A 25,559-nucleotide genomic window follows, 5' to 3' on the forward strand; every position below is an offset into this window, starting at 1 on the left:
TGTTAAAACTATGTAAATTTTATGTAAAGATTTAACCTAAGAAAAAGAAAACATTAGCGCAAACGTTTTCGTGTTGAAAACTTTTTGAAAAATGAGAGTTTTTACTAAAAAACACCTAAAAATTAACACTTTGCTAATTATTTAATACCTTAATTGCGCATTTAACAAACAATATGAAAAGAAAAGTAACCCTAAAACAAATAGCTAGAGAATTGGATGTATCCATTTCAACGGTTTCTAAAGCTCTAAGAAATAGTAAAGAAATTAGTGAAGATACTAGGCAAAAAGTACAAGCATTTGCTAAACTCTATAATTATAGGCCAAATAATATTGCACTTAGTTTAAAGAACCGAAAAACAAAAACGATAGGTATTATCATACCAGAAATTGTACATCATTTTTTCTCGAAAGTTATTCGAGGTATTGAGTTAGTTGCCAATAAACGAGGTTATAATGTTATTGTTGGGTTATCTAACGAGTCTTTCTCAAAAGAGGTTATAAATATGGAAATGCTTGCCAACGGTAGTATAGATGGTTTTATATTATCTATTGCAAAAGAAACGTTGCAACAGCAGGATTATCATCATTTTACCGAAACTATTAACCAAGGTATGCCTATTGTAATGTTTGATAGAGTTGTAAATGAAATAAAATGTGATAAAGTTATCGTTGATGATGCTGAAGGTGCCAAACAAGCAGTAACAAAGTTAATTAATAACGATTGTAAAGACATCGCGATTATTACAACAATGGATTATGTGAGTGTTGGTAAATTAAGAACCCAAGGCTATTTAGAAGCGCTAGAAGAACATAAAATCGATCCAAAAGCAAGTTTAATTTTAAAAGTGCATGACCAATTGTTATCTGAAGATCATTTAGATTCTTTAGAAATAGAAATAGAAAATTTATTTAAAAACAATAAAAATCTGGATGGTATTTTTGCAGTGAACGAACTCTATGCGCTTACCGCAATGAAGGTTGCCAGAAAGATGAATTTAAGAATTCCAGAAGACATTCAAATCATTGGTTTTACAGATGGTGTGCTCTCTAAACATGCCGTTCCTGCCCTAACAACTGTAAGTCAACATGGTCAAAAAATAGGGGAGAAAGCAGCCGAATTATTAATCAATAATCTAGAAAGAGAAGACGAAGAAGATATCTACGAAACCGTAGTTATTGAGACCGAATTGATAGAGCGAGAATCCACCAAATAAAAAAATAACACAGAATATTTAAAAACTTTTATATATTTACACCCAAATCAAAACTTATATTTTTACTTCTCAGGTAATTTAGTTTTGATAAGTAAAATGCTTATCAGAATAGTATTAATTATAAAATATACTATTAATGAAAAAGCGCGCATTAGGTTTTTGGGAAATCTGGAACATGAGTTTCGGTTTCTTAGGAATACAATTCGGATTTGCACTACAAGGAGGCTTTATGTCTCGAATATTTCAAACGCTTGGAGCAGAAAAAGATGCCATTCCATTATTATGGATTGCTGCACCTTTAACTGGTTTATTAGTACAACCAATTATTGGTTATTTAAGCGACAGAACATGGAGTACCAAATGGGGAAGACGTAGACCGTACTTTCTAATAGGAGCAATTCTAAGTTCTATTGCATTATTCTTTGTTCCACACTCTCCAGCACTTTGGGTTGCCGCAGGATTTTTATGGATTCTAGATGCTTCCATAAATATTTCTATGGAACCATTTAGAGCTTTAGTAGCAGATAAACTGCCTGATTCGCAACGCTCTTACGGTTTTGTAATTCAAACCTTAATTATTGGTATTGGTACTTGGGTTGCAAGTAATTTACCGTGGATGGTTTCGCAACTTGGCGTTAGTAATTCTGCAGCTTCAGGTGTGGTGCCAATGTCTGTAAAAGTGGCTTTTGCTATTGGGGCTTTTGTGTTTTTAGCAAGTATATTATATACGGTTTTTACTACTACCGAATATCCTCCGGAAGACATGGAAGCATTCGAAAAAGAGAAAGCAAAGAAAAATCAATTCATTCCAGATATTTTAAATAATATAGGAAACATGCCACTAACTATGAAAAAGTTAGGTGTCATTCAATTCTTTTCCTGGTTTGCTTTTTTTACGATGTGGAGTTTAGCAAATCCAGCACTAACAGAACATGTGTTTAACACACCAGCGCCGATTGAAAGTGCTTTCGATATGACAAATGCAGTACAAGCGGAAGCCTTTAAAATTGCAAACACCGCATTTCAAGAATCTTCCAATGCCGTTGGTTCTGCAATGGGTGTTTACGGATTATCCTCTATGGCATTCGCGTTATTATTAGTTTTATACACTGCCAAAAGACGTATCAATAGAAAATTAGTACATATGTCGGCTTTAATTCTAGGAGGCTTAGGTTTCTTATTAATGAGCTATACATCACCCGAAAATTTAAAATGGTGCTTTGTATTAATTGGTTTTGCTTGGGGAAGTATTCTTTCCATGCCTTATGCCATGCTATCTAGCTCTGTAGATCCCAAGAAAATGGGAGTGATTATGGGAATCTTCAATATGTTTATTGTAATCCCGCAAATAATTGCAGCACTTGGTGGAATTAATTTTGTTTCTGGATTATTAGGAGAGGAAGCAATAAATGCCATGACAGTAGCAGGAATAAGTTTAATCATTGCAGGACTTTGTAATTTACTTATTACCAATAAAAACGCCATTTCCTATCAAACAGAAGAGATTTAAAATGAGTAAAAAAGGATTCATATTCGACTTAGACGGTGTTATCGTAGACACTGCAAAATACCACTTTTTAGCTTGGAAAAAATTAGCTAATCAATTAGGTTTCGAATTTACAAAAGAACAAAACGAATTATTTAAAGGCGTTAGTAGAAAACGTTGTTTAGAAATTTTATTAGACATAGGAAAAAAAGAAGCTACACAAGAACAATTCGATACTTGGATGATCGAAAAAAATGTAGACTACTTACAATATATAGAAAACATGGATGCTTCTGAGATTCTTCCAGATGTTCCTCGCGTTTTAGCGTTTCTAAAAGAAAATAACATTCCAATTGCTTTAGGATCTGCTAGTAAAAATGCACGTCCCATTTTAGAGAAAGTAGATTTGCTACATTATTTCGATGCTATTGTAGATGGAAATAATGTGACAAAAGCAAAGCCGGATCCAGAAGTTTTTCTACTTGCAGCAGAACAGTTAGGAGTAAATCCGGAAGATTGTATCGTTTTTGAAGATGCAGTCGCAGGAGTAGAAGCTGCAAATGCAGCAAATATGATTTCCATTGGTATTGGAGAGCAAAACATATTAAAAGAAGCAAATTATATTTTTTCAGATTTTACAGAAATGGAAAACAGCTTCGTTCAAGAATTAATAAATAGATAATTAAGACGAAAGAAAAGAGAAGTTAGAAAAGAGAAATAAGATTTTTCTCATCGCTAATTCTTTTTTTAATCTTAAAATAAATTAAAGATCAAGAGTGAGTCTAGCAGCAAAGCGGTCTAGCATCTTTGTTCTAATATCTTAAAAAAAATGAATTTAGATTACATAAAACCAGATAATTGGTCCATTATTGAAGAAGGCTTTAACGCAGAAAATGTAAAGTCTTCAGAAAGCATATTTAGTATCGGAAATGGTGCCATGGGACAACGTGCTAATTTTGAAGAGCAGTATTCCGGACCAACATTTCAAGGTAGCTATATTGCAGGTGTTTATTATCCAGATAAAACACGTGTTGGCTGGTGGAAAAACGGGTACCCAGAATATTTTGCGAAAGTACTTAACGCACCAAATTGGATAGGTATTAATGTGCTTGTAAATAAGGAGCAACTGGATTTATTTGCCTGTAAGGAAGTGAAAAACTTTCGTAGAGAATTAAATATGAAAGAAGGTTGGCTTTCTAGAAGTTTTGTAGCAATGCTTCAAAATAATGTGGAAGTTGAAGTGACTACCAAACGTTTTTTAAGTCTAGATTTGGATGAGGTTGGTGCCATTAATTTCAATATTAAACCTTTAAATGAGGATGCCGAAATTACGTTTCAGCCGTATTTAGATGCAGGTATTACCAATGAAGACACCAATTGGGACGATAAATTTTGGAATACCCAAAACGTCAGCCAGGAAAATAATCAGGCTTTCATTCAAGCAACAACCATGAAAACCGATTTTCATACCTGTACTTTTATGGAATCTCATTTGTTTTTAAATAACGAAAAAGTAAGCATTACATCAAATATTAAACAAGAAGAGAATACCGTATCTTTTGCTTATACAAACCAAGTAAAACAAAATGAAACCTTTACTATTAACAAGTTTGGAGGTTATACAGTAGATAGAAATCATGATAAATCTGCTTTAGTTTCCGCAGCAAAAGAAGCATTACAAACAGCAACCGATTTAGGTTTTCAAGCTTTATTAGAAAATCAAAAACAAGCTTGGGCAAGTATCTGGAACATGTCTGATATTACCATCGATGGTGATGTAGAGGCACAACAAGGAATTCGTTTTAATATTTTTCAATTAAACCAAACCTATTTAGGTAAAGATTCCACGTTAAATATTGGTCCAAAAGGGTTTACAGGCGAAAAATATGGAGGAAGTACCTATTGGGATACCGAGGCATATTGTATTCCTTTTTACATGGCAACCAAAGACCAAAAAGTTGCTAGAAATTTATTAGAATATCGTTACAACCATTTAGAAAAAGCAATTGAAAATGCAGAGAAGTTAGGCTTTAAAAACGGCGCTGCTTTATATCCAATGGTTACTATGAATGGGGAAGAATGCCATAATGAATGGGAAATTACTTTCGAAGAAATTCATAGAAATGGTGCCATCGCTTTTGCTATTTATAACTACTACAGATATACTGGCGATTACAGTTATATTCCAGAAAAAGGATTAGAAGTCCTTATCGGAATTGCTCGTTTTTGGCAACAGCGTGCTACATTTTCTACAGATAAAAACCAATATGTTATTTTAGGTGTTACTGGACCAAATGAATACGAAAATAACGTTAACAATAACTGGTATACCAACTATATTGCACAATGGTGTATTCAATATGCCTTAGAAAATATTGCTAAAATCGAAAGCGAATATGCTTCCGATTATACCAGGATCATGAACAAAGCAAAACTTTCTAAAGAAGAATTAGAACAATGGAAAGCGGTTGCCGATAATATGTATTTTCCGTATTCGGAAGAGAAAGGTATTTACTTACAACAAGACGGATTTTTAGATAAAGAATTAATTACGGTTGCAGATTTACCAAAATCAGAAAGACCAATTAATCAAAAATGGTCTTGGGACAGAATTTTACGTTCGCCATATATCAAACAAGCAGATACTTTGCAAGGTTTTTATCTTTTTGAAGATCAGTTTACAGAAAAAGAACTAGAAAAGCATTTCGATTTTTACGAACCATTTACCGTGCATGAAAGTTCGCTTTCTCCTTGTGTACATAGTATTCAAGCAGCGAAATTAGGTCGTATGGAGCAAGCTTATACTTTTTACTTACGTACTTCTCGTTTAGATTTAGATGATTATAATCATGAAGTAGAAGAAGGCTTACATATTACTTCTATGGCTGGAACTTGGATGAGTATTGTAGAAGGTTTTGGTGGTATGCGCGTTGTAGACGACAGCTTGTCGTTTACGCCGAAGATTCCAAAACAATGGGAAGCATATTCGTTTAAAGTAAACTTTAGAAATCGAATTTTAAAAGTGAATATCTGTCAGAACGATACCAAGTTTGAATTAGAAGGAGATCAAGATTTAGAGATTTTAGTAAATAATAAAAAGGTGACTATTACGCCAAACAGTTTAGTGACAGTATAATTATATCCTGCAAGGCTTGTACCAAAATCGATTTGGTATTTAAACCTTGCAGGTATTTAGATAAGCAAATGAAAAAACTAATACTACTCTTTGTAATCAGTTTCTGTTTTTCTTGTAAAAAGGAAAAACCAGCTATTGCTTTGCAGGTTTCAAATACAAAATTGGAACGCGTAGAGCCACCGCATTGGTGGATTGGTTTTAAAGACGCAAAGTTTCAGTTATTGGTTAAAGAAGAAAACATAGGTAAAGCAATTCCCGAAATTATATACTCTGGAGTTACTATCGATGTGACGCATAAAGCGGATAGTCCTAATTATTTGTTTATCGATTTCAATATCGATAAAAATACGAAAGCAGGAAAATTCGATATTGTTTTTAATTTTGAAAATGGCGAACAGAAAACGCATACCTATGAGTTAAAAAACAGACAAAGAGATGCCGATGCATTTCAAGGTTTTGATAGTTCGGATGCTATTTATTTAATTACTCCAGATCGTTTTGCAAATGGTGATACTTCGAATGATATCTTTTTAGATACTTCCGGTATGAACGAAAATGGCGAAAAGGTTAGCCTTTTAAAAGAAGCGACCATCAATAGAAAGGATGATTACGCAAGACATGGTGGAGATATAAAAGGAATGATCCAACATCTCGATTATATAGAAGATATGGGTTTTACACAAATTTGGTCTTGTCCTTTGTTAACCAATGACATGCCAAAATCTTCGTATCATGGTTATGCGATGACTGATTTTTATGAAGTAGATCCGCGTTACGGAACATTAGACGATTACAAAGCGTTTTCCGCGAAAGCGAGAGAAAAAAGTATTGGTGTCATCATGGATCAAGTAGCTAACCATTGCGGAAGCGGGCATTGGTGGATGCAAGATTTGCCGTTTAAAGATTGGGTAAATCAACAAGATAGTTTTGAGAATAATAAACCTTTAAAGAATTCCAATCACAGACGTACAAGTAATCAAGATCTGTATGCTGCCAAACGTGATAAAAAGGAAATGGCAGAAGGTTGGTTTGTACCGGAAATGCCAGATTTAAATCAGCGAAATCCGTTTATGGCCAATTATATTATTCAAAATAGTATTTGGTGGGTGGAAACCCTAAACTTATCCGGAATCCGACAAGATACGTATCCATATCCAGATAAAGATTTTATGTCTAATTGGGCCGGAGCGATTATGAGTGAATATCCAAACTTTAGTATCGTTGGTGAAGAATGGAGCTACAATCCGTTACTAATTGCATATTGGCAAGATGGTCATGAAAATAAGGATGGTTATCAATCTAATTTAAGATCTACGATGGATTTTGCAATGCAAAGAAATATAGTAAATGGGTTAAATGAAGAAGAATCTTGGGATAACGGACTAGTTAAAATGTACGAAGGTTTGGCCAACGATTTTGCATACACATCACCAAAAGATATAATGATTTTTCCAGATAATCACGATATGAGTCGCATTTATACACAACTTAAAGGAGATGTGCCAAATACCAAAATGGCCTTAAGTTATCTGTTGACTTTACCAAGAATTCCGCAGCTATATTACGGAACAGAAATTTTAATGAACGACTTTGAAAAACCAGGAGATCATGGTTTAATTCGTACCGATTTTCCTGGTGGCTGGGAAGGTGACGCTATAAATGCTTTTACAGGAGAAGGATTATCCGATGCACAAAAAGACATGCAGCTTTTCCTTAAAAAAGTATTGAATTATAGAAAATCAAGTGACGCTATTCATAACGGAGAAACCATTCATTTTGCACCTTTTATGGGAACCTATTTTCTCTTCCGAAGTATCGATGGAGAAACCGTAGTACATATTATTAATAAAAATAACGAACCAATTAGTTTAGATTTAAAACGTTTTGAAGAAGTTGGTTTGCATGGGAAAACATTAAAAAATATAGTAACTAATGAAACTTTTGTTTGGGAAGATGAAATAATCTTAAGCCAAAGAGGAAGTTTACTATTATCCACTAAATTATAACCTAAATGTCACCTCGAGCGTAGTCGAGAGGTCTCCAACGAAATGAAAAACATTATATACATACTATCTTTTTTGCTATTTCAAATAGCATCGGGGCAAGTAACCATTATTGTAGAAGCGCTACCAAAAGAGACTCCAAAAAACGCATCTATCTTTATTGCAGGGGACTTTGAAGGTTGGTCTGGTGGGAAAAAAGAATACCAATTAGAGCAAAAGAATGGTGTTTATCGCATTACGCTTCCAAAGGCAGAAGGACAAATAAACTTCAAGTTTACACAAGGTTCTTGGGAATCTGTGGAATGCACTAAAAAAGGATTAGAAATAGATAATCGCACCTATACTTTTGACCAACCAAACGACACGATTAAAGTGAAAATTGCTGGTTGGGATAATCTATTCGAAGTGAAAAATGCCGCAACAGCTTCTAAAAATGTTACTATTTTATCGGAAGAGTTTAATATTCCACAGTTACATAGAAAGCGTCGTATCTGGTTGTATTTGCCTGCAGATTATAAAACATCTAACGAGAATTATCCTGTGGTTTACATGCACGACGGACAAAATCTTTTTGATGGGAGTACATCTGGTTATGGAGAATGGAATGTAGACGAAACAATGGATAAATTATTTAAAGAGCAAAACTTAAAACTCATTGTTGTTGGTGTAGATCATGGAGATTCTAAAAGATTAGATGAATATTCCCCTTGGAAACACCCAGAATATGGAGGTGGAGAAGGCGATGCATATCTGGATTTTATTACGAATACATTGAAACCTTATATCGATGCGCATTATAATACCAAAAAAGATAAAAGCAATACTGCTATTTTTGGTAGCTCGATGGGCGGATTAATTTCACATTATGCAGCTTTAAAATATCCAAACATTTTTGGTAAAGTTGGTGTGTATTCGCCATCGTATTGGTTTGCTCCAGAAGCGGTAAATGCCTTTTCTAAAAAGCATGGTAATATTCAAGATACTAAAATGTACTTTTTGGCAGGTGGAAAAGAAGGTGCAAATACTTCGCGAACCGAAATTAGCCAAACAGTAACCGACATGAATAGTATGATCGGTCTTTTGCAATCCAAAGGATTTCCTTCAGAAAACATACAATCTAAAGTTGTTCCAGAAGGGAAACACAACGAAGCACTTTGGCGTAATAATTTTGAGGAAGCAATCACTTGGCTATTCAACGATTCCATTAAAAAGAGAACGTTCTTGGAAGCAGATTTTAATAACAATCAATTGCAAATAAACGTTTCCGACGGGACATACAAAATGCAATTCTATTCCCCAGAAATTGTGGAAACAACATTTCTTCCAACGGGAGAAACGTATAATAAAGAGTCACATGCGTTGGTTCTAACCGAAGCTTTTTCAGAAGTTGCTTTTAAGGAAAGTGATTCGGAAATAACATATTCCACGAAAGATTTATCCGTTAAAATAGCGAAAACACCTTTTCATATTTCGTATTGGTATGAAGGAAAAGAAGTGACTTCCGAAAAAAATGGCTATCAAAAAACGGATGCTTTTGAAACCATTCAATTTAATCTAAAACCAAAAGAAGTTTTATATGGTGGAGGCGCAAGAGCTTTAGGAATGAACCGAAGAGGAAATCGCTTAGAATTATACAATAAAGCGCATTATGGTTATGAAGATCGCAGTGCATTGATGAATTACACAATGCCAATTGTCGTGTCTTCCAATCAATATTTAATTCATTTTGATAATGCACCAATTGGCTTTTTGGATTTAGATTCTAAAGCAGATAACACCTTGACTTACGAAACTATTTCTGGTAGAAAAACCTATCAAGTTGTGGTTGGTGATTCTTGGTTAGATCTTACTAAAAACTACACAAAACTTACAGGAACGCAACCTATGCCACCACGTTGGGCTTTGGGTAATTTCTCTAGTCGATTTGGCTACCATTCGCAACAGGAAGTCGAAGAAACTGTTCAGAAATTTAGAGAAGAAAATATTCCGTTAGATGCAATAATTATCGATATTTTCTGGTTCGGAAAAACCATCAAAGGTACAATGGGAAACCTAGCTTTTGATCGCGATTCTTTTCCAAATCCGAAGCAAATGATAAAAGGACTAAAAGACAATAACGTGAAAACCGTTTTAGTTACAGAGCCTTTTGTGTTAACCACTTCTAGCCGTTGGGACGAAGCAGTAAAAGAAGATGTTTTGGCCAAAGATTCTATTGGGAATCCGTTTACCTACGACTTCTATTTTGGGAATACTGGATTGATAGATATTTATAATCCGAAAGGAAAAAAATGGTTTTGGAACATTTATAAGGGCTTAGCCGATTTAGGTGTTTCCGGAATTTGGGGAGATTTAGGAGAGCCAGAAGTGCATCCTAAAAGTTTGCTACACGCAACAGGAACTGCAGATGAGGTACATAATATTTACGGACATAATTGGGCAGAATTAATTCAGGAAGGATACACCGCCAATTTTCCAAATACAAGACCCTTTATTTTAATGCGTGCAGGAAGTTCGGGATCGCAACGTTTTGGAATGATTCCTTGGTCTGGAGATGTAAATCGAACTTGGGGCGGATTACAATCTCAACCAGAAATTGCGCTACAAATGGGTATGCAAGGTTTGGCTTATATGCATAGTGATTTAGGCGGATTTGCTGGTGATAACTTAGACGATGAGCTTTATGCACGATGGTTGCAATATGGCGTTTTTCAACCAATTTACAGACCACATGCGCAAGAAGAAGTGCCTGCAGAACCAGTTTTTAGAAGTGATACAGCGAAAGCATTAGCTAAACAAGCTATCGAATTAAGATATAAATTATTGCCATATAATTACAACTTGGTATTTGAAAACAACCAATCTGGAGCGCCTTTAATGCGACCACTATTTTTTGAAGAAGATGATAATACAGAATTACAGACCGTGGCATCCACGTACCTTTGGGGAAATGATTTTCTAATCACGCCAATCGTAAATCCGAAGCAAACGGAAGTAGAAGTGTACTTTCCGAAAAATAATAATTGGTTTAACTTTTATACAGATAAAAAGGTAAAGGGAGGACAAACTTTAAGCATTAAAACAGAAGAAAATAATATTCCCACTTATGTTCGTGGTGGTGCATTTATTGCAACAGCAAAATCCATGCAAAGCACTACAGAATATGATGGAAACACTTTGGATGTGCATTATTATTTGGATGCATCTGTTACAAAAAGTGAACGCACACTATATAATGATGATGGAACAACTAAAAATGCTTTCGAAAAAGGAGTATTTGAGATTTTAGCCTTTAAAGCAGAAACGGGTAAACAATATGTAGAGATAAATTTTGAAGCGGAAACAGGTTCTAGTTATTACACATCTACTAAAACAATGCAAGTTATTGTTCATGATTTTCCAAAGGATCCAAAGCGTATAAAATACGATGGCAAGAAACTAGATTTTGATTATAACCAAGATACCAAAGCATTACGCTTTAATTTACAATGGAATACTTCAAAAGTAGGGAACGTACAAATTAAATATTAAGTAAAAGATGAAAAAAAGCATACTTTTAATAGCTACTATAGTACTCGTTTTTAGTTGTAAATCGGATAAAAAAACGAATCTGGATATCGCTGAAAACCAAAAGCAAGACACCATGAAAACACCTTTTGTTTGGGAAGCAGCAAACTTATATTTCTTATTAACCGACCGTTTTAATAATGGTGATAAGACCAATGATGTTAATTACGATAGAACAAAAGAAACAGGTGTTTTACGTGGCTTTGAAGGTGGTGATTTAAAAGGAATCACCCAGAAAATTGAATCCAATTATTTTTCAGATTTAGGTGTTAACGCTATTTGGATGTCGCCAATTGTTGAGCAAATTCATGGAGGAACCGATGAAGGTACTGGAATTACGTATGGTTTTCATGGCTATTGGACTAAAGATTGGACTAATATCGATGCCAATTTAGGAACCGAAGAAGATTTAAAAAACTTAGTAGCAGCGGCACATAAAAAAGGCATTCGGGTTTTACTCGACGCAGTGATCAATCACACAGGGCCTGTAACCGATAAAGATCCGGTTTGGCCAAACGATTGGGTTAGAACTGGTCCGCAATGCGACTACAAAAATTTTGACAATACCGTGACTTGCACTTTGGTTAAAAATCTTCCAGATATTAAAACCGAAAGTAATGAAGATGTAGCATTACCGCCTCATTTAATTGCTAAATGGAAAGCAGAAGGGCGATATGACCAAGAAGTTGCAGAGCTAGATGCGTTTTTTGAAGCGAATGATTATCCGCGAGCACCTCGTTTTTACATTATGAAATGGTTGAGCGATTACGTGAAAGATTTCGGGATTGATGGGTACAGAGTCGATACAGTAAAGCATACAGAAGCTTATGTTTGGCAGGAGTTTAAGGCAGTTTGTGATAACGCTTTCGCGGAATTTAAAGAGGGAAATCCAAACAAAGTGTTAGACGACACTGATTTTTACTTGGTTGGTGAATTGTATAACTACGGAATTTCATCCGGAATAGCTTTCGATTTTGGAGATAAAAAAGTCAACTATTTTGAAAATGCGTTTAATAGCTTAATCAATTTTGAGTTTAAATGGAATGCTGCACAACAATCTTATGAAGAACAATTCAAGAATTACGATAGTATTTTAAATAGCACACTGAAAGATTATGGCGTTTTAAACTATTTAACTTCTCATGATGACGGACAACCTTTTGATAAGAACAGAGAGAAAACATACGAAACCGCAACGCGATTGTTGCTGTCTCCAGGAACTTCTCAAATATATTATGGAGATGAGCTGGCAAGAGATTTAACTATAGAAGGCACCATTGGAGATGCGACACTTAGAAGTTTTATGAATTGGGAAGAGATGTCTACCAAACAAGACTTGTTAATTCATTGGCAAAAATTAGGTCAGTTTAGACGTAACCATCCTTCGGTTGGAGCAGGGAAACATCAAATGATTAGTGATTCTCCTTACTTTTTTAGTAGAAGCTATACGAAAGGGGATTTTAAAGATGAAGTTATTATAGGTATCGATATTCCTAAAGGAGAACAAACCATTAATGTGTCTTCAGTTTTTAAAGACGGACAGCAAGTGAACGATTTTTATTCCAAACAAACAGTCGAAGTGCAAAATGGGAGTATTACCATTAGCAGAGCTGCAAACATTATTTTATTAGAAAAACAACAATAAATACAACTATGAAAAAAGTAATCGCATTAGTCTTTTTTATCAGCATTTTGGCGTGTAAAGAAGAAAAGAAACAAGTTGAAAACGAAACAGTTTCAGAAGAAAAAATAGCTCTTAAACCAATCTCAGATACAGATTTAGAAACAGCTGTGATTTACGAAGCTAACATTCGTCAATATTCTACAGAAGGAACTTTTGATGCTTTTACCAAAGACATTCCGCAGTTAAAACAATTAGGAGTAAAGGTAATTTGGCTGATGCCAGTTTTTCCTATTTCAGAAACAAAACGTAAAGCAACAGGAGGAGAAGATAGCAAGTTTGCAACCGATTTCCCAGAAGCTGAACAAGGGAAATATTTAGGGAGTTATTATGCGGTTTCCGATTTCACCAAAATCAACCCAGAGTTCGGAACCATAGAAGATTTTAGAACATTGGTAAACACAGCACATGATAATGGAATTTATGTGATTTTAGACTGGGTTCCAAATCATACCGGTTGGGATCATACCTGGTTAAAAACCAATCCGGAATATTATACACAAAATGATAAAGGGGAAGTGGTGCACCCAGCAGATACGGATTGGACAGATGTTGCAGATTTAAATTACGACAATCAAGAGATGCGTAAAGAAATGATTGCAGACATGAGCTACTGGTTAACAAATGAAGGTGTGGATGGTTTAAGATGTGATGTTGCGGGATCTGTACCAACTGACTTTTGGGAACAAGCGATTCCAGAATTAAGAGCTAAAAAGGATATTTTTATGCTAGCGGAAGCTTGGGAACCAGCGTTATTAAAAGAAGGATTATTCGATATGGCTTATGGTTGGGATAGACATCATGCTATGAATCATATAGCACAAGGAGAAAAGGATGCTGCCGAATTTACGAATGCAGTACAAGCCGATTTGGATAGATATGAAGCCAATGATATTCTTATGAACTTTGTAACCAATCATGATGAAAATTCTTGGAATGGAACCATCAAAGAACGCATGGGAAATGCCTCCGAAGCGATGACTGCTTTAAGTTACTTAACGCCTGGGATGCCTTTAATTTATTCGGGTCAGGAATACGATTTAGATCATAAATTACTCTTTTTTGAAAAAGATAGTTTTCCGCATACTAAAGGGAAAATGTGGCCAATTTTAGAAAAACTAGGAAAACTAAAAACGACAAGTTCCGCATTGCATGGAGGAAAAGATCCTGCTTCTTACGAAAAAATAGAAGTTGCGAATAAAAATGTTTTAGCATTTACACGAAGCAAAAATGGAAGTACCATTATGTATGTAGCAAATATGTCTGCAGAGCCATTAGAAGTAAGTTTACCACAAAAAGGGAACTATATCGATTATATGTCTAATACAGCATTGGAGTTTAATGGTGATGCTATTTCCTTAGGTGCTTGGGAATATAAAATATTAATGCAATAAACTTTAAATTCATGAAAAATATTTTATTGATATGTTGTTTTTGCCTTTTTAGTACTGCGATTTTTGCGCAAGTAGGTGTTGGTACAACAGATCCTAAAAGTACTTTAGATATTAATGGGAATCTTTCTGTAAAACATATTAAGTTAACAGGAAGTACAACGCCAACGAGTATAAGCGATGGTGTTTATTTGTCTATAGATCCGCAAATGCATAATGGTGAATTTATATTGCCAGACCCAACTGCTTTTCCTGGTAGAATATATATTATTAGAAATATTAATAATTTGAATACTGCAAAATTAACCACTACTGCAGGATCTTTGTTTCCAAAAGGATCCACAACAGGAAGTTCAGAACTTTATATGTATGAAAATGGTTCCCGAACAATTATTGTAATTAGCGATGGTTTTAATTGGACGTATATCAATTAAAGATGCAATGAATACGTATTAAAAAATCTCTTGGTGTATTATTATCAAGAGATTTTTTGTTTAAAATAGCGACGGAAATTATATTTTAATAATTTTTATTGTTTCACTAACCTGCGAAGCATTCTTTACCTGAATAAAATAAACGCCTTTTGAAAGTTTAGAAATATTAAAAGAATGCTCGTTACTAAAATCACCATGAAATACTTTTATGGATTTTCCAGTAATATCAAACACATTTAATTGTGTGCTTTTTGTATTTAATTGGAATGTCGATTTTGTAGGATTTGGATATACCTTAAGTGTCTTTAAATCGTCGGGATTAGCAACAGATAAAGTTGGATTGAGTGTGCCTTCTAATGCAATATTTAAAGTTGAATTGTTATTGTACGTTACTAGCACATTTCCGGAACTCATATTTTGGGAAGTATCATTTAAAACCGCTTGAATAATTAAATCTTGATTCGCACCTAAAAGTAAGTTGCTGTAGGTCGCATTTAAAGTGTAATTTGCTCCAGAAATAGTAATCGTATCAATATAAGTTGCTGTGGTTCCTAAGTTATTGGATAGTGTAATAGGGATATTCACGGTACCATAACTAGCGCCATATTGAAAAGTTTTAGTGGTTTCATCTGCAGCAAAAGTGCTATTCACATTAGGACTTCCTGTCGGATTATCCATATTATAATATTCCATATTTTTCATAGAAGTCCCACCATTAGAACCGCCAATAACTACTATGCCATCGCCTGAAACTATTGCTTGAATACCATGTCTGTAATAATTTAGATTGTCTTTGGTTGTCCAAGTTCCTGTTAAAGGATCGAAAGCTTCTACAATATCGCGTTGGCCGTTATTACCGGTCGCACTTCCAAAAGTAGTTTCGCCACCAATAACATATATTTCATTTTGAAATAAAACAGTTCCTGCTCCAGCTCTTGGTGTTGGTATATTACTACTTGCGGCTAATGTAGACCAAAGATTAGTGTTTAAATCATACACGTCTACTTCAGGTACTTGAGGTGCAAATAATCCGCCTGCACCGCCTGTAAGTCTGCCTCCTAAAGCATAAATTTTGTCGTTATAGGTAACGGCATGAAAATGATCTCTTGCATGCGGAGCATCTGCTAAGGACGTAAATGTGCCAGTTGCAGGATCGAATTCATCGAAGTAAGGCACGTAACCGCCACCATGGCCATACACATTTCCTCCAACTAAATAAAATTTGTTATTGTGCATGGTTAAACCAGCTGCACCACGTTTTCTAGCGGTAGGTATTTCCATACCCTGAATCCATTGTTGACTTGCAGGGTTATACATGTAAATATAATCTGCAGATAGTTCGGGGTTTGGTTCGTTTGTTTTAAAAGCACCAATGACCCAAATTAAGCCTTCATAAGTCACTGCTTGAAAATGATTAAAGTCCACAGGAGCCATTCCTCCATTAGACCAAGTATTAGATGTATAGTCATAAACGTCTAATACTTTAGGGGATTCTCTGCCTCCAAAAAGGAAGAATTTATCGCCCGCTTGTGTAAAACCAAATTCGTGTCTGGCGATATAACTTTCATCTTCGTTTTTATCTGTCCAAGTTTGTCCTAACAAATGAGGTGTGAAACTCAAAAAAGTAAAGAGTAAAAACCAATAATGTGGTTTGTGTGTAATTTTTTTCATGTGATTATTTTGATGTAATAGCTTAATACCTAGTAAATTTATTAAAATTAAGGGTTAAAAAGGGGAAAAAGGGATTTAATTGTTTGATTAGATTTTTTGTAGTCTATATAAATAAAACTTAATTTAATAACATGTTAAGCTTTCTCACTTACTACGACTAATCAATAAAATTGTATTTTTGCACAATAAAGTATTTTTAAATGAAATTAATTAGTCTGTCAGAATCCCCAATGCGTTTAAAGATTAGCTTTAATAAGCTACTCGAACATTATGAGGATTTAGCAACAAATTCGGATGAATTTCTTGCTAAAAAGGCGAAGCGTGTTTTGAAAACTGCTGCAGCTTACCCTATTCTTCGGGAAGGGTTTTCGGACTTGAAGTTACTAGAAATCCATAAAAATGAAATCCAAATTATTTTACAAGACTCGTTTAGTCCTGTATTAACTAAAAATGAAATAAAAACAGCTTCTATACCTTTTGAAGATATCGTTTTTAATTCTTCAGAACGTTTTAAATCCATAGTGGAAACAGCTGGAGAAGATTATGAATTGGAAATAAAAAACATGTCTGTAGATTACAAGTATATGTTGGCTTGTGTTACTATTTTAAATTATTATTATGGCTATTCCTTAGATTTTAAAAGACCTTTTTATTATGAAATTCCAGATAGAAATGGAATAAAAAAGTATTACAAAATATTATATAATGCAGACTTTGTTGAGATTATCCCAAACAAAAATGCACCAAAAATCACACAAGAAGATTACGATGAATTAATCGATAATTTTGAAAATATAGCTTTATGGAAGGCAAAGTTTCCGCCAAATAGCTATGACTTTAAAGGGTTTGTAATATCGAATATGTTTGATGTTACTAACGACCAATCTATTTCTAATATTAAATCTACTTTAATAGGCGAAAATAAAAGAAAGGATGCGTCTTTTATGGAAGGCTTCCATGAGATTTTTCGTTCCTTATTAGGACTAAAAGATATACAGGTTGGGTTTTCTATCTATAATCAAGAAGACGATACTTTTGATCGTGTGTATGGATCTGGAATGAATAGTTTTTTGTTAGATGATCAAGATACTTCGAAGTGTTGTGACACTTTATGTAAATGGTCTTACAATAGACTTTTAGTTGAAAAAAGATATTTTTCGGTGTCTAATGTTAATGACATGTTTGAAAAAACACAAGGAAAAATTCCGCATATAAGCGCGCTGCATAAACAAGGAATTCAAAGTGCTATTTTTGCACCTATTGCTAATGAGAAAGGGGTTATGGGAATTCTGGAAATAGTTTCCGAAAAACCAAAAATACTCAATAGCATTAATGCCAATAAACTGGCAGATATTATGCCTTTTATTGTTTCTGCAGTAGAGCGTTCTAAAAACGATGAAGAAAATTTAATAGAAGCTATTATTCAGCAGGAATGCACTTCTATTCATTCTAGTGTTAACTGGAGGTTTGTAAAGGAAGCTAAAAAGTTTATTAGGGCCCAAATAGAAGGAAAAGAGCCAAATTTTAGTAAAATAGCTTTCGATAATATTTATCCGCTTTATGGTCAAATAGATATTAAAGGTTCATCGGAAGCCAGAAATTTGGCAACACAACAAGATTTAATATTACAATTAAATGCTGTAAAATCTATTTTAAAAAGTGCATCTAAACTAGATAAGCTTCCTATCTATGATCAGTTTATCTTTCAAATAAATGAATATTTAAAAGACCTAGTGGATCATTTTCAAGTAGATAGTGAACAGCAAATAACTTCCTTTTTTAATCAAGATATAGAACCAGTATTAGAGCACCTTATTTCTGTAAAAACTTTAAAACCTGAAATAGAAACCTATTATGAAAGTATAGACGATACTGTCAAAGTAGTGTATAGTCATAGAAAACAATATGATGATACCGTGACTATAATTAATAGAGAAATGGCTTCGCTTTTGGATAAGAAACAAGTGAAAGCACAAAAAATGTATCCGCATTATTTTGAGCGTTTTAAAACGGATGGAGTGGAACACAACATGTACATTGGAGAGTCTATTACTAAAGAAGATAGCTTTAATCCAATCTACTTGTACAATTTAAGATTGTGGCAATTACAAGTGATGTGCGAAATGGAAAATAGCTATTACCAGATGAAAAATAATTTTCCTGTGGCCTTAGATGTTGCTTCGATGATATTGGTTTTTAATCAGCCATTATCCATAAGTTTTAGAATGGATGAAAAGCAATTTGATGTAGATGGTACGTATAATGCTAGATACGAAATTGTAAAAAAACGTGTCGATAAAGCATTTATAAAAGGTACTACAGAACGTATTACCCAAAAGGGAAAAATTACTATTGTGTATTCGCAAAAGCAAGACGAAATAGAGTATTTACGTTATATCAAGTTTTTACAATCTAAAAATTATTTAGATACCGATGTAGAGATTTTAGAACTACAAGACTTACAAGCAGTAACCGGTTTAAAGGCTTTGCGCGTAAGTGTATTGTATCACAAAAACAAAGAGGATAAAGCGTTTTATACGTATAATGATTTAATGAAAGAGATTAAGGCTTAATGTTAATTCCTGCATACTGAAAAGCAACAGCAAAAGCAATAACACTACAAATAATTCCAATCATAAAAACAGTGTACGTAACACGTAGTATTTTATATTTTCTGTTTAAAACTAAACCTAAAAAGTAAAGGTCTTTTTTCATGGCAGAATATAAATAGTCTTTGTCTTTCATCATTTCTCCCATTGCCCATTCAAATTCTTCTAATTTCATTTTATGAAAATTCCCAAAGAATAATAAGTTTACTTTTTTATTGGCAACATCCTCTTTGGTGAATTCTCCTCTAGTTACATTTGGTCTTGTAGCTAAAACGGATAAAATCATAGAAGCAACAGTGAATAAAACAAAAACTACGGTTGGATAAATTAGGTAACCGTTTGACGGATTATCTAGTTTAGGTAAAAGATTAGCCAATACTAGAGAAACTATAATCGCATTTACAGATAGTAAAATATTCGCTTTTGTGTCTGCAATGTCACTTAAGGTTATGTGGTTTTTAAGCGTTACTCGAAACATGGTTTCTATACCACGTTCTGGAATTTCTATTTTATCTTTTTTAAATTGAAGCTCTGCTTTTTTCTGCTTTAACTTCGCTTTATTTGTTTTTTGTTTGTTTTGGTCTTTTAGTAGTTTTGCAAGATTTTTACTTTTGCCTTTCTCCCAAAGGGAAACCGCTAAGTCGCTACTAAAGGTATGCTTCTCGGTAAGGAAATTAATATTTTCTTCTAGCCACTTTGTATTTGTTAATTCCTTTTGACTTGTTAGTTCTAACTCTTTCTTTAAAAGTTGCGTAACATCTCTAAAATTCTTATTTCCAACATGCGCGCAATCGGCATCACGAAGAAATGCTTCTAGCTGCGTTTTTGGCGTATAGTCCATTTTAGTTGCTAGAATTAAATCGTTAACCACTTGAATATCTTCAGCAGTGGCATGGTGCTCTTTTAAAAATGCAGTAGCTATAGCTGCACTATGTGTTTCGTGGTCATCAATACTTTTTGTAAAACCAACATCATGAAACCAAGCGCTAATTATTAATTGTTTTTTTTGGGTAGGATCTAAGTTCGCTAGATCTGCTAATTCTGTTGCTTTTTTTACAACGTTTTGCGTATGCGTCAAATTATGATAAACAAAAGCATGGTCTAAATGTGTATTTAGAAGGGTAATAACATGTTTCTCTGCTTCAGCAATAAGATGGTCCATAAAAAGATATGATTTTGAGTAAAAATACTAAACTTTAATTAATGTTTAGTAAACGATTATTTTAGTCGAAAATTATAGAAATGCTTACCGTATTAATTTAAAGAGAATTCATATAAATTCCCACCTGCTCCATGTGCTTTTTCGTCGGTAATATAAACGGTGTTATTGTCTTTAAAAGAAATACCTTCTTTTTGTGATTCATAACCAAAAGGAAATTCTTTTATGGTGCCATTAAAGAAATCATTCCCTTTAAAGTTTGTAAAAAGTAAAACCGATTTCTGGTTTAGCAATACCATTTTTGTGCCATCCGGACTAATATCTGCCGCAGTTATCCAGCATCGTAAATCAGTACAATTAGAATATGTTCCTAAAAATTCGGCTTCATGCATTCCTGCGTTTGCAGGGATTTTATATAAACTAGTTTTTCCGAAATCGCCTTTTACGCGACTTTTAGTAAATAAATAAAAGCTGTTATTGCTATAAAAGAAAGCTTCACAATCGAAATACCTTTTTTTCTTTTTTGGTGGAAATTTTTCTTGATCTGGATATTTAAAAGAAATACGCTCGATTTCTACCGAAGTATCGCTTTGTAAATCAGAAGCACTTACTTTTAAAATGGCTAAGTTTTTGCGTTTACTTTCGTTGTTTCCAAAATCGCCAATATAAATATTTCCTTCAGGGTCACTTGCTAAATCTTCCCAGTCATGGTTTTTAGCCTCGATTTCTAATTCTTTTTTGATTTCTCCTTTTGTGTTAAGTCCAAAGAGAATGGGTTTGTTACCACTATCGTTTACCATCCAGATTAAATCAGAATGCACAGCGATTTCTGTACCAGAGACTTCGTTTAAATCGGAAGGTAAATCTATTGCGCTTTTAAATTCTTTGGAACCGCAACTAGCGTATAAAAATATTATTAGGATAAGGAATTTATTCAAAGCAGTTTTTCATTTATTAATGTTAAATTTACGTGGTTTTTAAAAGATTATGAAACATCCATAACTAAAACCAGATAATCAAAGATAAGGATTAAATGGATGCTACATGTGACCTATGAAAAACAATAGAAATAAACACATGAAACAAAAAGATGTAATAATTATTGGTGGAGGTGCAGCAGGTTTTTTTGCAGCAATTAATATAGCAGTTCAAAATCCGGAATTAAAAATAGCAATACTAGAAAAAGGAAAGGAAGGTTTACAGAAAGTGAAAATATCTGGTGGCGGCCGTTGTAATGTCACGCATGCCGAATTCATTCCTCAAGAATTAGTTTTAAATTATCCTAGAGGCGAAAAAGAATTGCTTGGTCCTTTTCATAAATTTATGACTGGAGATACTATTGCTTGGTTTGAAGAGCGCGGCGTCGCTTTGAAGATAGAAGAAGACGGTCGTATGTTTCCAGAGTCTAATACCTCACAAACCATTATTGATTGTTTTTTAAACGAAACGAAGAAACATCAAGTGGAAGTTTTATATAGCCAAACCGTAAAGTCGATTATAAAAGATGAAAATTCTTGGACTGTCATCACACAAGCGGAAGAATTTTCAGCAAAAAAAATATTGGTAGCCACAGGAAGTAGCCCCAAAATGTGGAAGCTTATGGAGACACTAGATCATAAAGTGATTCTACCAGTACCTTCGTTGTTTACATTCAATATAAAAGATAAACGCATCCAAGATATTCCTGGAGTTGTGGCACAAAATGTAGAAATACAGGTTGTTGGTACCTCGTTGTTTTCCGAAGGGCCATTACTTATAACGCACGTTGGTATGAGTGCGCCTTCTATTTTAAAACTGTCGGCTTTTGGTGCTTTAGAACTTGCCAAGTTAGACTACAAATTTACTATTGAAATCAACTTTATTAAAATCACTTTCGAAGATTGCATAGATGTTTTAAAAGGTTTGAAACTAGATCTAGCTAAAAAATCAGTTTTAAAAGCACCGCAATTCAATTTACCAAAACGTTTGTGGCAACAGCTAGTTTTGGCTTCTGAAATAACGGAAGAAACACGTTGGGCAGATTTAAATAAAAATCAATTAGAAGCACTTGCAGCACAATTAACCAAAGCGCATTTTAACGTAGATGGAAAAAGTACTTTTAAAGACGAATTTGTCACCGCAGGAGGAATCGATCTAAAAGAAGTAAACTTTAAAACTTTTGAAAGTAAACTGCATAAAAACCTATACTTTGCTGGTGAAATCATTAATGTTGACGCGATAACTGGAGGTTTTAATTTTCAAAATGCATGGACAGGAGCCTATATTGCTTCGCAACACATTTCTAAATAAAAATGGAAACATACGTTGTTTTATTAAGAGGGATTAATGTTGGAGGTCATAAAAAAGTACCCATGGCAACATTGCGTGAATTGTTAACCAAAACAGGTTTTCAAAATGTGCAAACCTATATACAAAGTGGTAATGTTGTTTTGCAGTCTTCCGAAGAAAACACAAAAATTATTGAGGATAAAATACATAAAGCCATACGGGCTCATTTTCAATTTGAAGTTTCTGTTTTAGTAAAAACAAAAGAAGAATTAGAATTGATTTTTAATAATTCTCCTTTTGAAGAAGAGAGAAAAGTAAAAAGCTATTTTATCTTATTGCAAGACACACCAAGTAAAGAGTTGATAAAAGAAGCTTCAAAAAAAGTATATAAATCGGAAGAATTTAAAATTACGAATACCTGTATTTATTTGTATAACCAAGCAGGCTACGGAAAATCAAAATGCAACGCTAATTATTTTGAACGCATGTTGGAAACGGTAGCAACAGCCAGAAACTATAATACGATGGTGAAGTTGTTATCTCTAAGCAAATAATTTATTCTCAGAATATTTTATAGCATCCCAGCAAGCTTCAATAGATTGGTCTATTTGTTTTGTATGCATTGGTACCTCTTCTTTAATTTTTAGTTTTACAACAGAAGATATAAGTCCGTAACATAATTTCATGATTAGAGTTTCGTCCATGTTTTTTACTTTTTTTTCTGTAATTCCTTTAAAAAAGAAGTCTGTTATTGTTTTATAGAATGGTACTGTTTTTTTTACAATTTCAGGAGAGATAATTGGAGGGACACCAACATATTCAATAAAATAAAAAGCTAAAGGATTGCTTGAGAAATAATTATACATGTTATACAACATGGTGGTAAATTGAGTTTTATAGGTAGCACTAGGTTTACTGTTTGTTAGTAGAACGATGCTTAAATCTTTATAAACCATCAAAAAAATAGCTTCAATAATTTTCTCTTTGGTTTCAAAATAATGATAAATGGTACCTACAGCAACATTGGCTTCTTTAGCAACCTGAGACATTGGTGTAGCATGATATCCTTGTTTAACAACAAGCTCTAACATGGTGAGTATAATACGTTGTTTTTTGCTCATCGTTAATCTTTAATTTGTCTTACAGCATCCCAAGAAGCATTTGCGGCTTCCTTAATCTGTGTATTTGTCATTGGTAAAACACCGTTTAATTTTAAATGAACAGCAGCAACAACATTACTATACGCTATTTGTACTAATAGTGTAATATGCATATCTTTAAGGAAACCTTCTTTTATCCCTTTCCAGAAAAAAGCGGCGTGCGGTTTATAGTGTATTTTTGTTTCTTCAATTAACTCTATGGGTATAATAGGGGCTTTAGCTATGTGTTCATAAAAATGAAAAGCATAGGGATTGCTAACATAATAATGAAATAAATCGACCCAGTATTTTTTAAATACTTCTTCAGGATTTTGGTTTTCTTCTTTTAGAATAAGAATAGTGCCAAAATCCTCTCTAATCATTTTATAGATTTGACAAAGCACGTCCTCTTTGTCTTTAAAATAATTATAAATGGTGCCTATTGCTACGTTAGATTCTTTAGCAACCTGATACATAGGTGTTGCATTTACACCCTGTTTTACTACAAGTTCTAACATTGTAATAAGAATTCTTTGTTTTTTATACACAGATAATTGATTGAATAGTCATTCGGTTTTCCAATCTACAAAAAATAAGGAATTCTACTATTTTTTTAAAAACAATTACGATGAAATACCTATTATTTTAAGTTTTTTGGAATAAAAGCTATACATACATGCTATGTAATAAGTTATATTTGCAGACTAATTTGCACATCATGGAAACCGCTTCGTTTATATTTTCTGGAAATAATAAAGTAATTAATGATGGACAATTTACTTGGTCTTCGCCTAGTAATATTGCCTTGGTTAAATATTGGGGAAAAAAGGAAAACCAGATACCAGAAAACCCATCTATCAGTTTTACTTTAGATGCCTGTAAAACAACGACAAGCTTAAGTTTTTCTAAAAAAGAAGATACCAACTCTTTTTCTTTTGATGTTATTTTTGAAGGCAAAAAGAATCAAGATTTTAAACCGAAAATCGAAACTTTCTTTAAACGTATTGAAGCATATCTACCTTTTTTAAAAGACTATCATTTTACAATTGAAACTGCAAATACATTTCCGCATAGTTCTGGTATTGCATCTTCTGCTTCTGGAATGAGCGCTTTGGCACTTTGTTTAATGTCTATAGAAAAAGAAATAAATCCCGAAATTACGCTAGAATACTTTAATCAAAAAGCATCTTTTTTAGCAAGATTAGGATCAGGAAGTGCTTGTAGAAGCGTAGAAGGTGATCTTATTGTTTGGGGAAAACATGAAAAGATAGAAACGAGCTCTGATCTGTATGCTGTAAAATATCCGTACCAAGTACATCATAACTTCAAGAACTATCAAGACACTATTCTTTTAGTAGATAAAGGCGAAAAGCAAGTAAGTAGTACGGTTGGTCATAATTTAATGCATAATCATCCTTTTGCACAACAACGTTTTACGCAAGCTAAAGAGAATATGACCAAACTTATGGACATTTTAAAAACCGGAGATTTAAATGCATTTATTGAAATTATAGAAAGTGAAGCCCTAACGCTTCACGCTATGATGATGACAAGCATGCCGTATTTTATTTTAATGAAACCAAATACCCTCAAAATAATTAATGCTATTTGGGCGTTTAGAAAGCAAACAGGATTGCATATTAGTTTTACCTTAGACGCCGGAGCAAATGTACACGTGCTGTATCCAGAAAAGGAAGCCGCAGAATGTATCGAGTTTATTAAAAATGAATTAGTTGCGTATTGCCAAAATGGACATTATATTTGCGACAGAATTGGCTTTGGTGCTAAACGAAAACAATAAAAA

General features: G+C 33.7%; 18 protein-coding genes. 13 read left to right on the forward strand and 5 right to left on the reverse strand.

The genetic code is table 11. The features are described 5' to 3' along the window. Window positions 1–173: 173 nt before the first annotated feature. The 9 genes from ACVCXO_RS11195 (at window position 174) to ACVCXO_RS11235 (ending at window position 14,909) form a co-directional block, all read left to right on the forward strand. Window positions 174–1,214 carry a LacI family DNA-binding transcriptional regulator gene (locus ACVCXO_RS11195; RefSeq protein ID WP_452229673.1) on the forward strand — a complete coding sequence of 347 codons (1,041 nt, stop codon included), beginning with the start codon at window positions 174–176 and terminating at the stop codon, window positions 1,212–1,214. A gap of 136 nt (window positions 1,215–1,350) precedes the next feature. Further along, on the forward strand, window positions 1,351–2,724 hold the full coding sequence (locus tag ACVCXO_RS11200; protein WP_452229674.1) for an MFS transporter: 1,374 nt from the start codon (window positions 1,351–1,353) through the stop codon (window positions 2,722–2,724). Between the two features lies 1 nt (window position 2,725). After that, window positions 2,726–3,382, forward strand: coding sequence for a beta-phosphoglucomutase (gene pgmB / locus ACVCXO_RS11205; protein ID WP_452229675.1), 657 nt, complete (start codon window positions 2,726–2,728; stop codon window positions 3,380–3,382). A gap of 147 nt (window positions 3,383–3,529) precedes the next feature. After that, window positions 3,530–5,836: a glycoside hydrolase family 65 protein gene (locus ACVCXO_RS11210; RefSeq protein WP_452229676.1), complete on the forward strand. Its 2,307-nt coding sequence runs from the start codon at window positions 3,530–3,532 to the stop codon at window positions 5,834–5,836. A gap of 68 nt (window positions 5,837–5,904) precedes the next feature. Beyond that, window positions 5,905–7,842, forward strand: a complete 1,938-nt coding sequence (locus ACVCXO_RS11215) for a glycoside hydrolase family 13 protein (RefSeq protein ID WP_452229677.1) — start codon at window positions 5,905–5,907, stop codon at window positions 7,840–7,842. 42 nt (window positions 7,843–7,884) lie between these two features. Beyond that, window positions 7,885–11,367, forward strand: coding sequence for a TIM-barrel domain-containing protein (locus ACVCXO_RS11220; protein WP_452229678.1), 3,483 nt, complete (start codon window positions 7,885–7,887; stop codon window positions 11,365–11,367). 7 nt (window positions 11,368–11,374) lie between these two features. Next, window positions 11,375–13,048: an alpha-amylase family glycosyl hydrolase gene (locus tag ACVCXO_RS11225; protein ID WP_452229679.1), complete on the forward strand. Its 1,674-nt coding sequence runs from the start codon at window positions 11,375–11,377 to the stop codon at window positions 13,046–13,048. A gap of 8 nt (window positions 13,049–13,056) precedes the next feature. Further along, on the forward strand, window positions 13,057–14,478 hold the full coding sequence (locus ACVCXO_RS11230) for an alpha-amylase family glycosyl hydrolase (protein WP_452229680.1): 1,422 nt from the start codon (window positions 13,057–13,059) through the stop codon (window positions 14,476–14,478). Between the two features lie 11 nt (window positions 14,479–14,489). Beyond that, the gene (locus tag ACVCXO_RS11235; RefSeq protein WP_452229681.1) at window positions 14,490–14,909 is read left to right on the forward strand and encodes a hypothetical protein; all 420 of its coding nucleotides are present in this window, start codon (window positions 14,490–14,492) and stop codon (window positions 14,907–14,909) included. 78 nt (window positions 14,910–14,987) lie between these two features. Here the strand turns inward: ACVCXO_RS11235 and ACVCXO_RS11240 are convergent, their stop codons facing one another. Then, window positions 14,988–16,580 carry a Kelch repeat-containing protein gene (locus ACVCXO_RS11240; protein WP_452229682.1) on the reverse strand — a complete coding sequence of 531 codons (1,593 nt, stop codon included), beginning with the start codon at window positions 16,578–16,580 and terminating at the stop codon, window positions 14,988–14,990. Window positions 16,581–16,780: 200 nt separating this feature from the next. Here ACVCXO_RS11240 and ACVCXO_RS11245 point away from each other — a divergent pair, with 200 nt between their 5' ends. Further along, entirely contained in the window at window positions 16,781–19,153 is a 2,373-nt protein-coding gene (locus ACVCXO_RS11245) for a GAF domain-containing protein (protein WP_452229683.1), read from the forward strand. Here the strand turns inward: ACVCXO_RS11245 and ACVCXO_RS11250 are convergent. After that, on the reverse strand, window positions 19,143–20,351 hold the full coding sequence (locus ACVCXO_RS11250; RefSeq protein WP_452229684.1) for a Pycsar system effector family protein: 1,209 nt from the start codon (window positions 20,349–20,351) through the stop codon (window positions 19,143–19,145). The genes ACVCXO_RS11245 and ACVCXO_RS11250 overlap by 11 nt on opposite strands. Before the next feature lie 92 nt (window positions 20,352–20,443). After that, a complete protein-coding gene (locus ACVCXO_RS11255) occupies window positions 20,444–21,286 on the reverse strand; it encodes a hypothetical protein (RefSeq protein ID WP_452229685.1) in 843 nt (280 codons plus the stop codon). A 139-nt stretch (window positions 21,287–21,425) separates the two neighbouring features. Between ACVCXO_RS11255 and ACVCXO_RS11260 the strand changes: the two genes are divergently transcribed. Continuing rightward, on the forward strand, window positions 21,426–22,637 hold the full coding sequence (locus ACVCXO_RS11260) for an NAD(P)/FAD-dependent oxidoreductase (protein WP_452229686.1): 1,212 nt from the start codon (window positions 21,426–21,428) through the stop codon (window positions 22,635–22,637). 2 nt (window positions 22,638–22,639) lie between these two features. Further along, entirely contained in the window at window positions 22,640–23,170 is a 531-nt protein-coding gene (locus tag ACVCXO_RS11265; RefSeq protein ID WP_452229687.1) for a DUF1697 domain-containing protein, read from the forward strand. Here the strand turns inward: ACVCXO_RS11265 and ACVCXO_RS11270 are convergent. Together ACVCXO_RS11270 and ACVCXO_RS11275 are read right to left on the reverse strand one after the other, a co-directional pair. Continuing rightward, a complete protein-coding gene (locus ACVCXO_RS11270; RefSeq protein WP_452229688.1) occupies window positions 23,159–23,737 on the reverse strand; it encodes a TetR/AcrR family transcriptional regulator in 579 nt (192 codons plus the stop codon). The genes ACVCXO_RS11265 and ACVCXO_RS11270 overlap by 12 nt on opposite strands. A gap of 2 nt (window positions 23,738–23,739) precedes the next feature. Continuing rightward, window positions 23,740–24,273: a TetR/AcrR family transcriptional regulator gene (locus tag ACVCXO_RS11275; RefSeq protein WP_452229689.1), complete on the reverse strand. Its 534-nt coding sequence runs from the start codon at window positions 24,271–24,273 to the stop codon at window positions 23,740–23,742. 200 nt (window positions 24,274–24,473) lie between these two features. Between ACVCXO_RS11275 and mvaD the strand changes: the two genes are divergently transcribed. Next, window positions 24,474–25,556 carry a diphosphomevalonate decarboxylase gene (mvaD, locus tag ACVCXO_RS11280; RefSeq protein WP_452229854.1) on the forward strand — a complete coding sequence of 361 codons (1,083 nt, stop codon included), beginning with the start codon at window positions 24,474–24,476 and terminating at the stop codon, window positions 25,554–25,556. Window positions 25,557–25,559 lie beyond the last annotated feature (3 nt).

This window comes from Lacinutrix sp. MEBiC02404 (assembly GCF_053601575.1).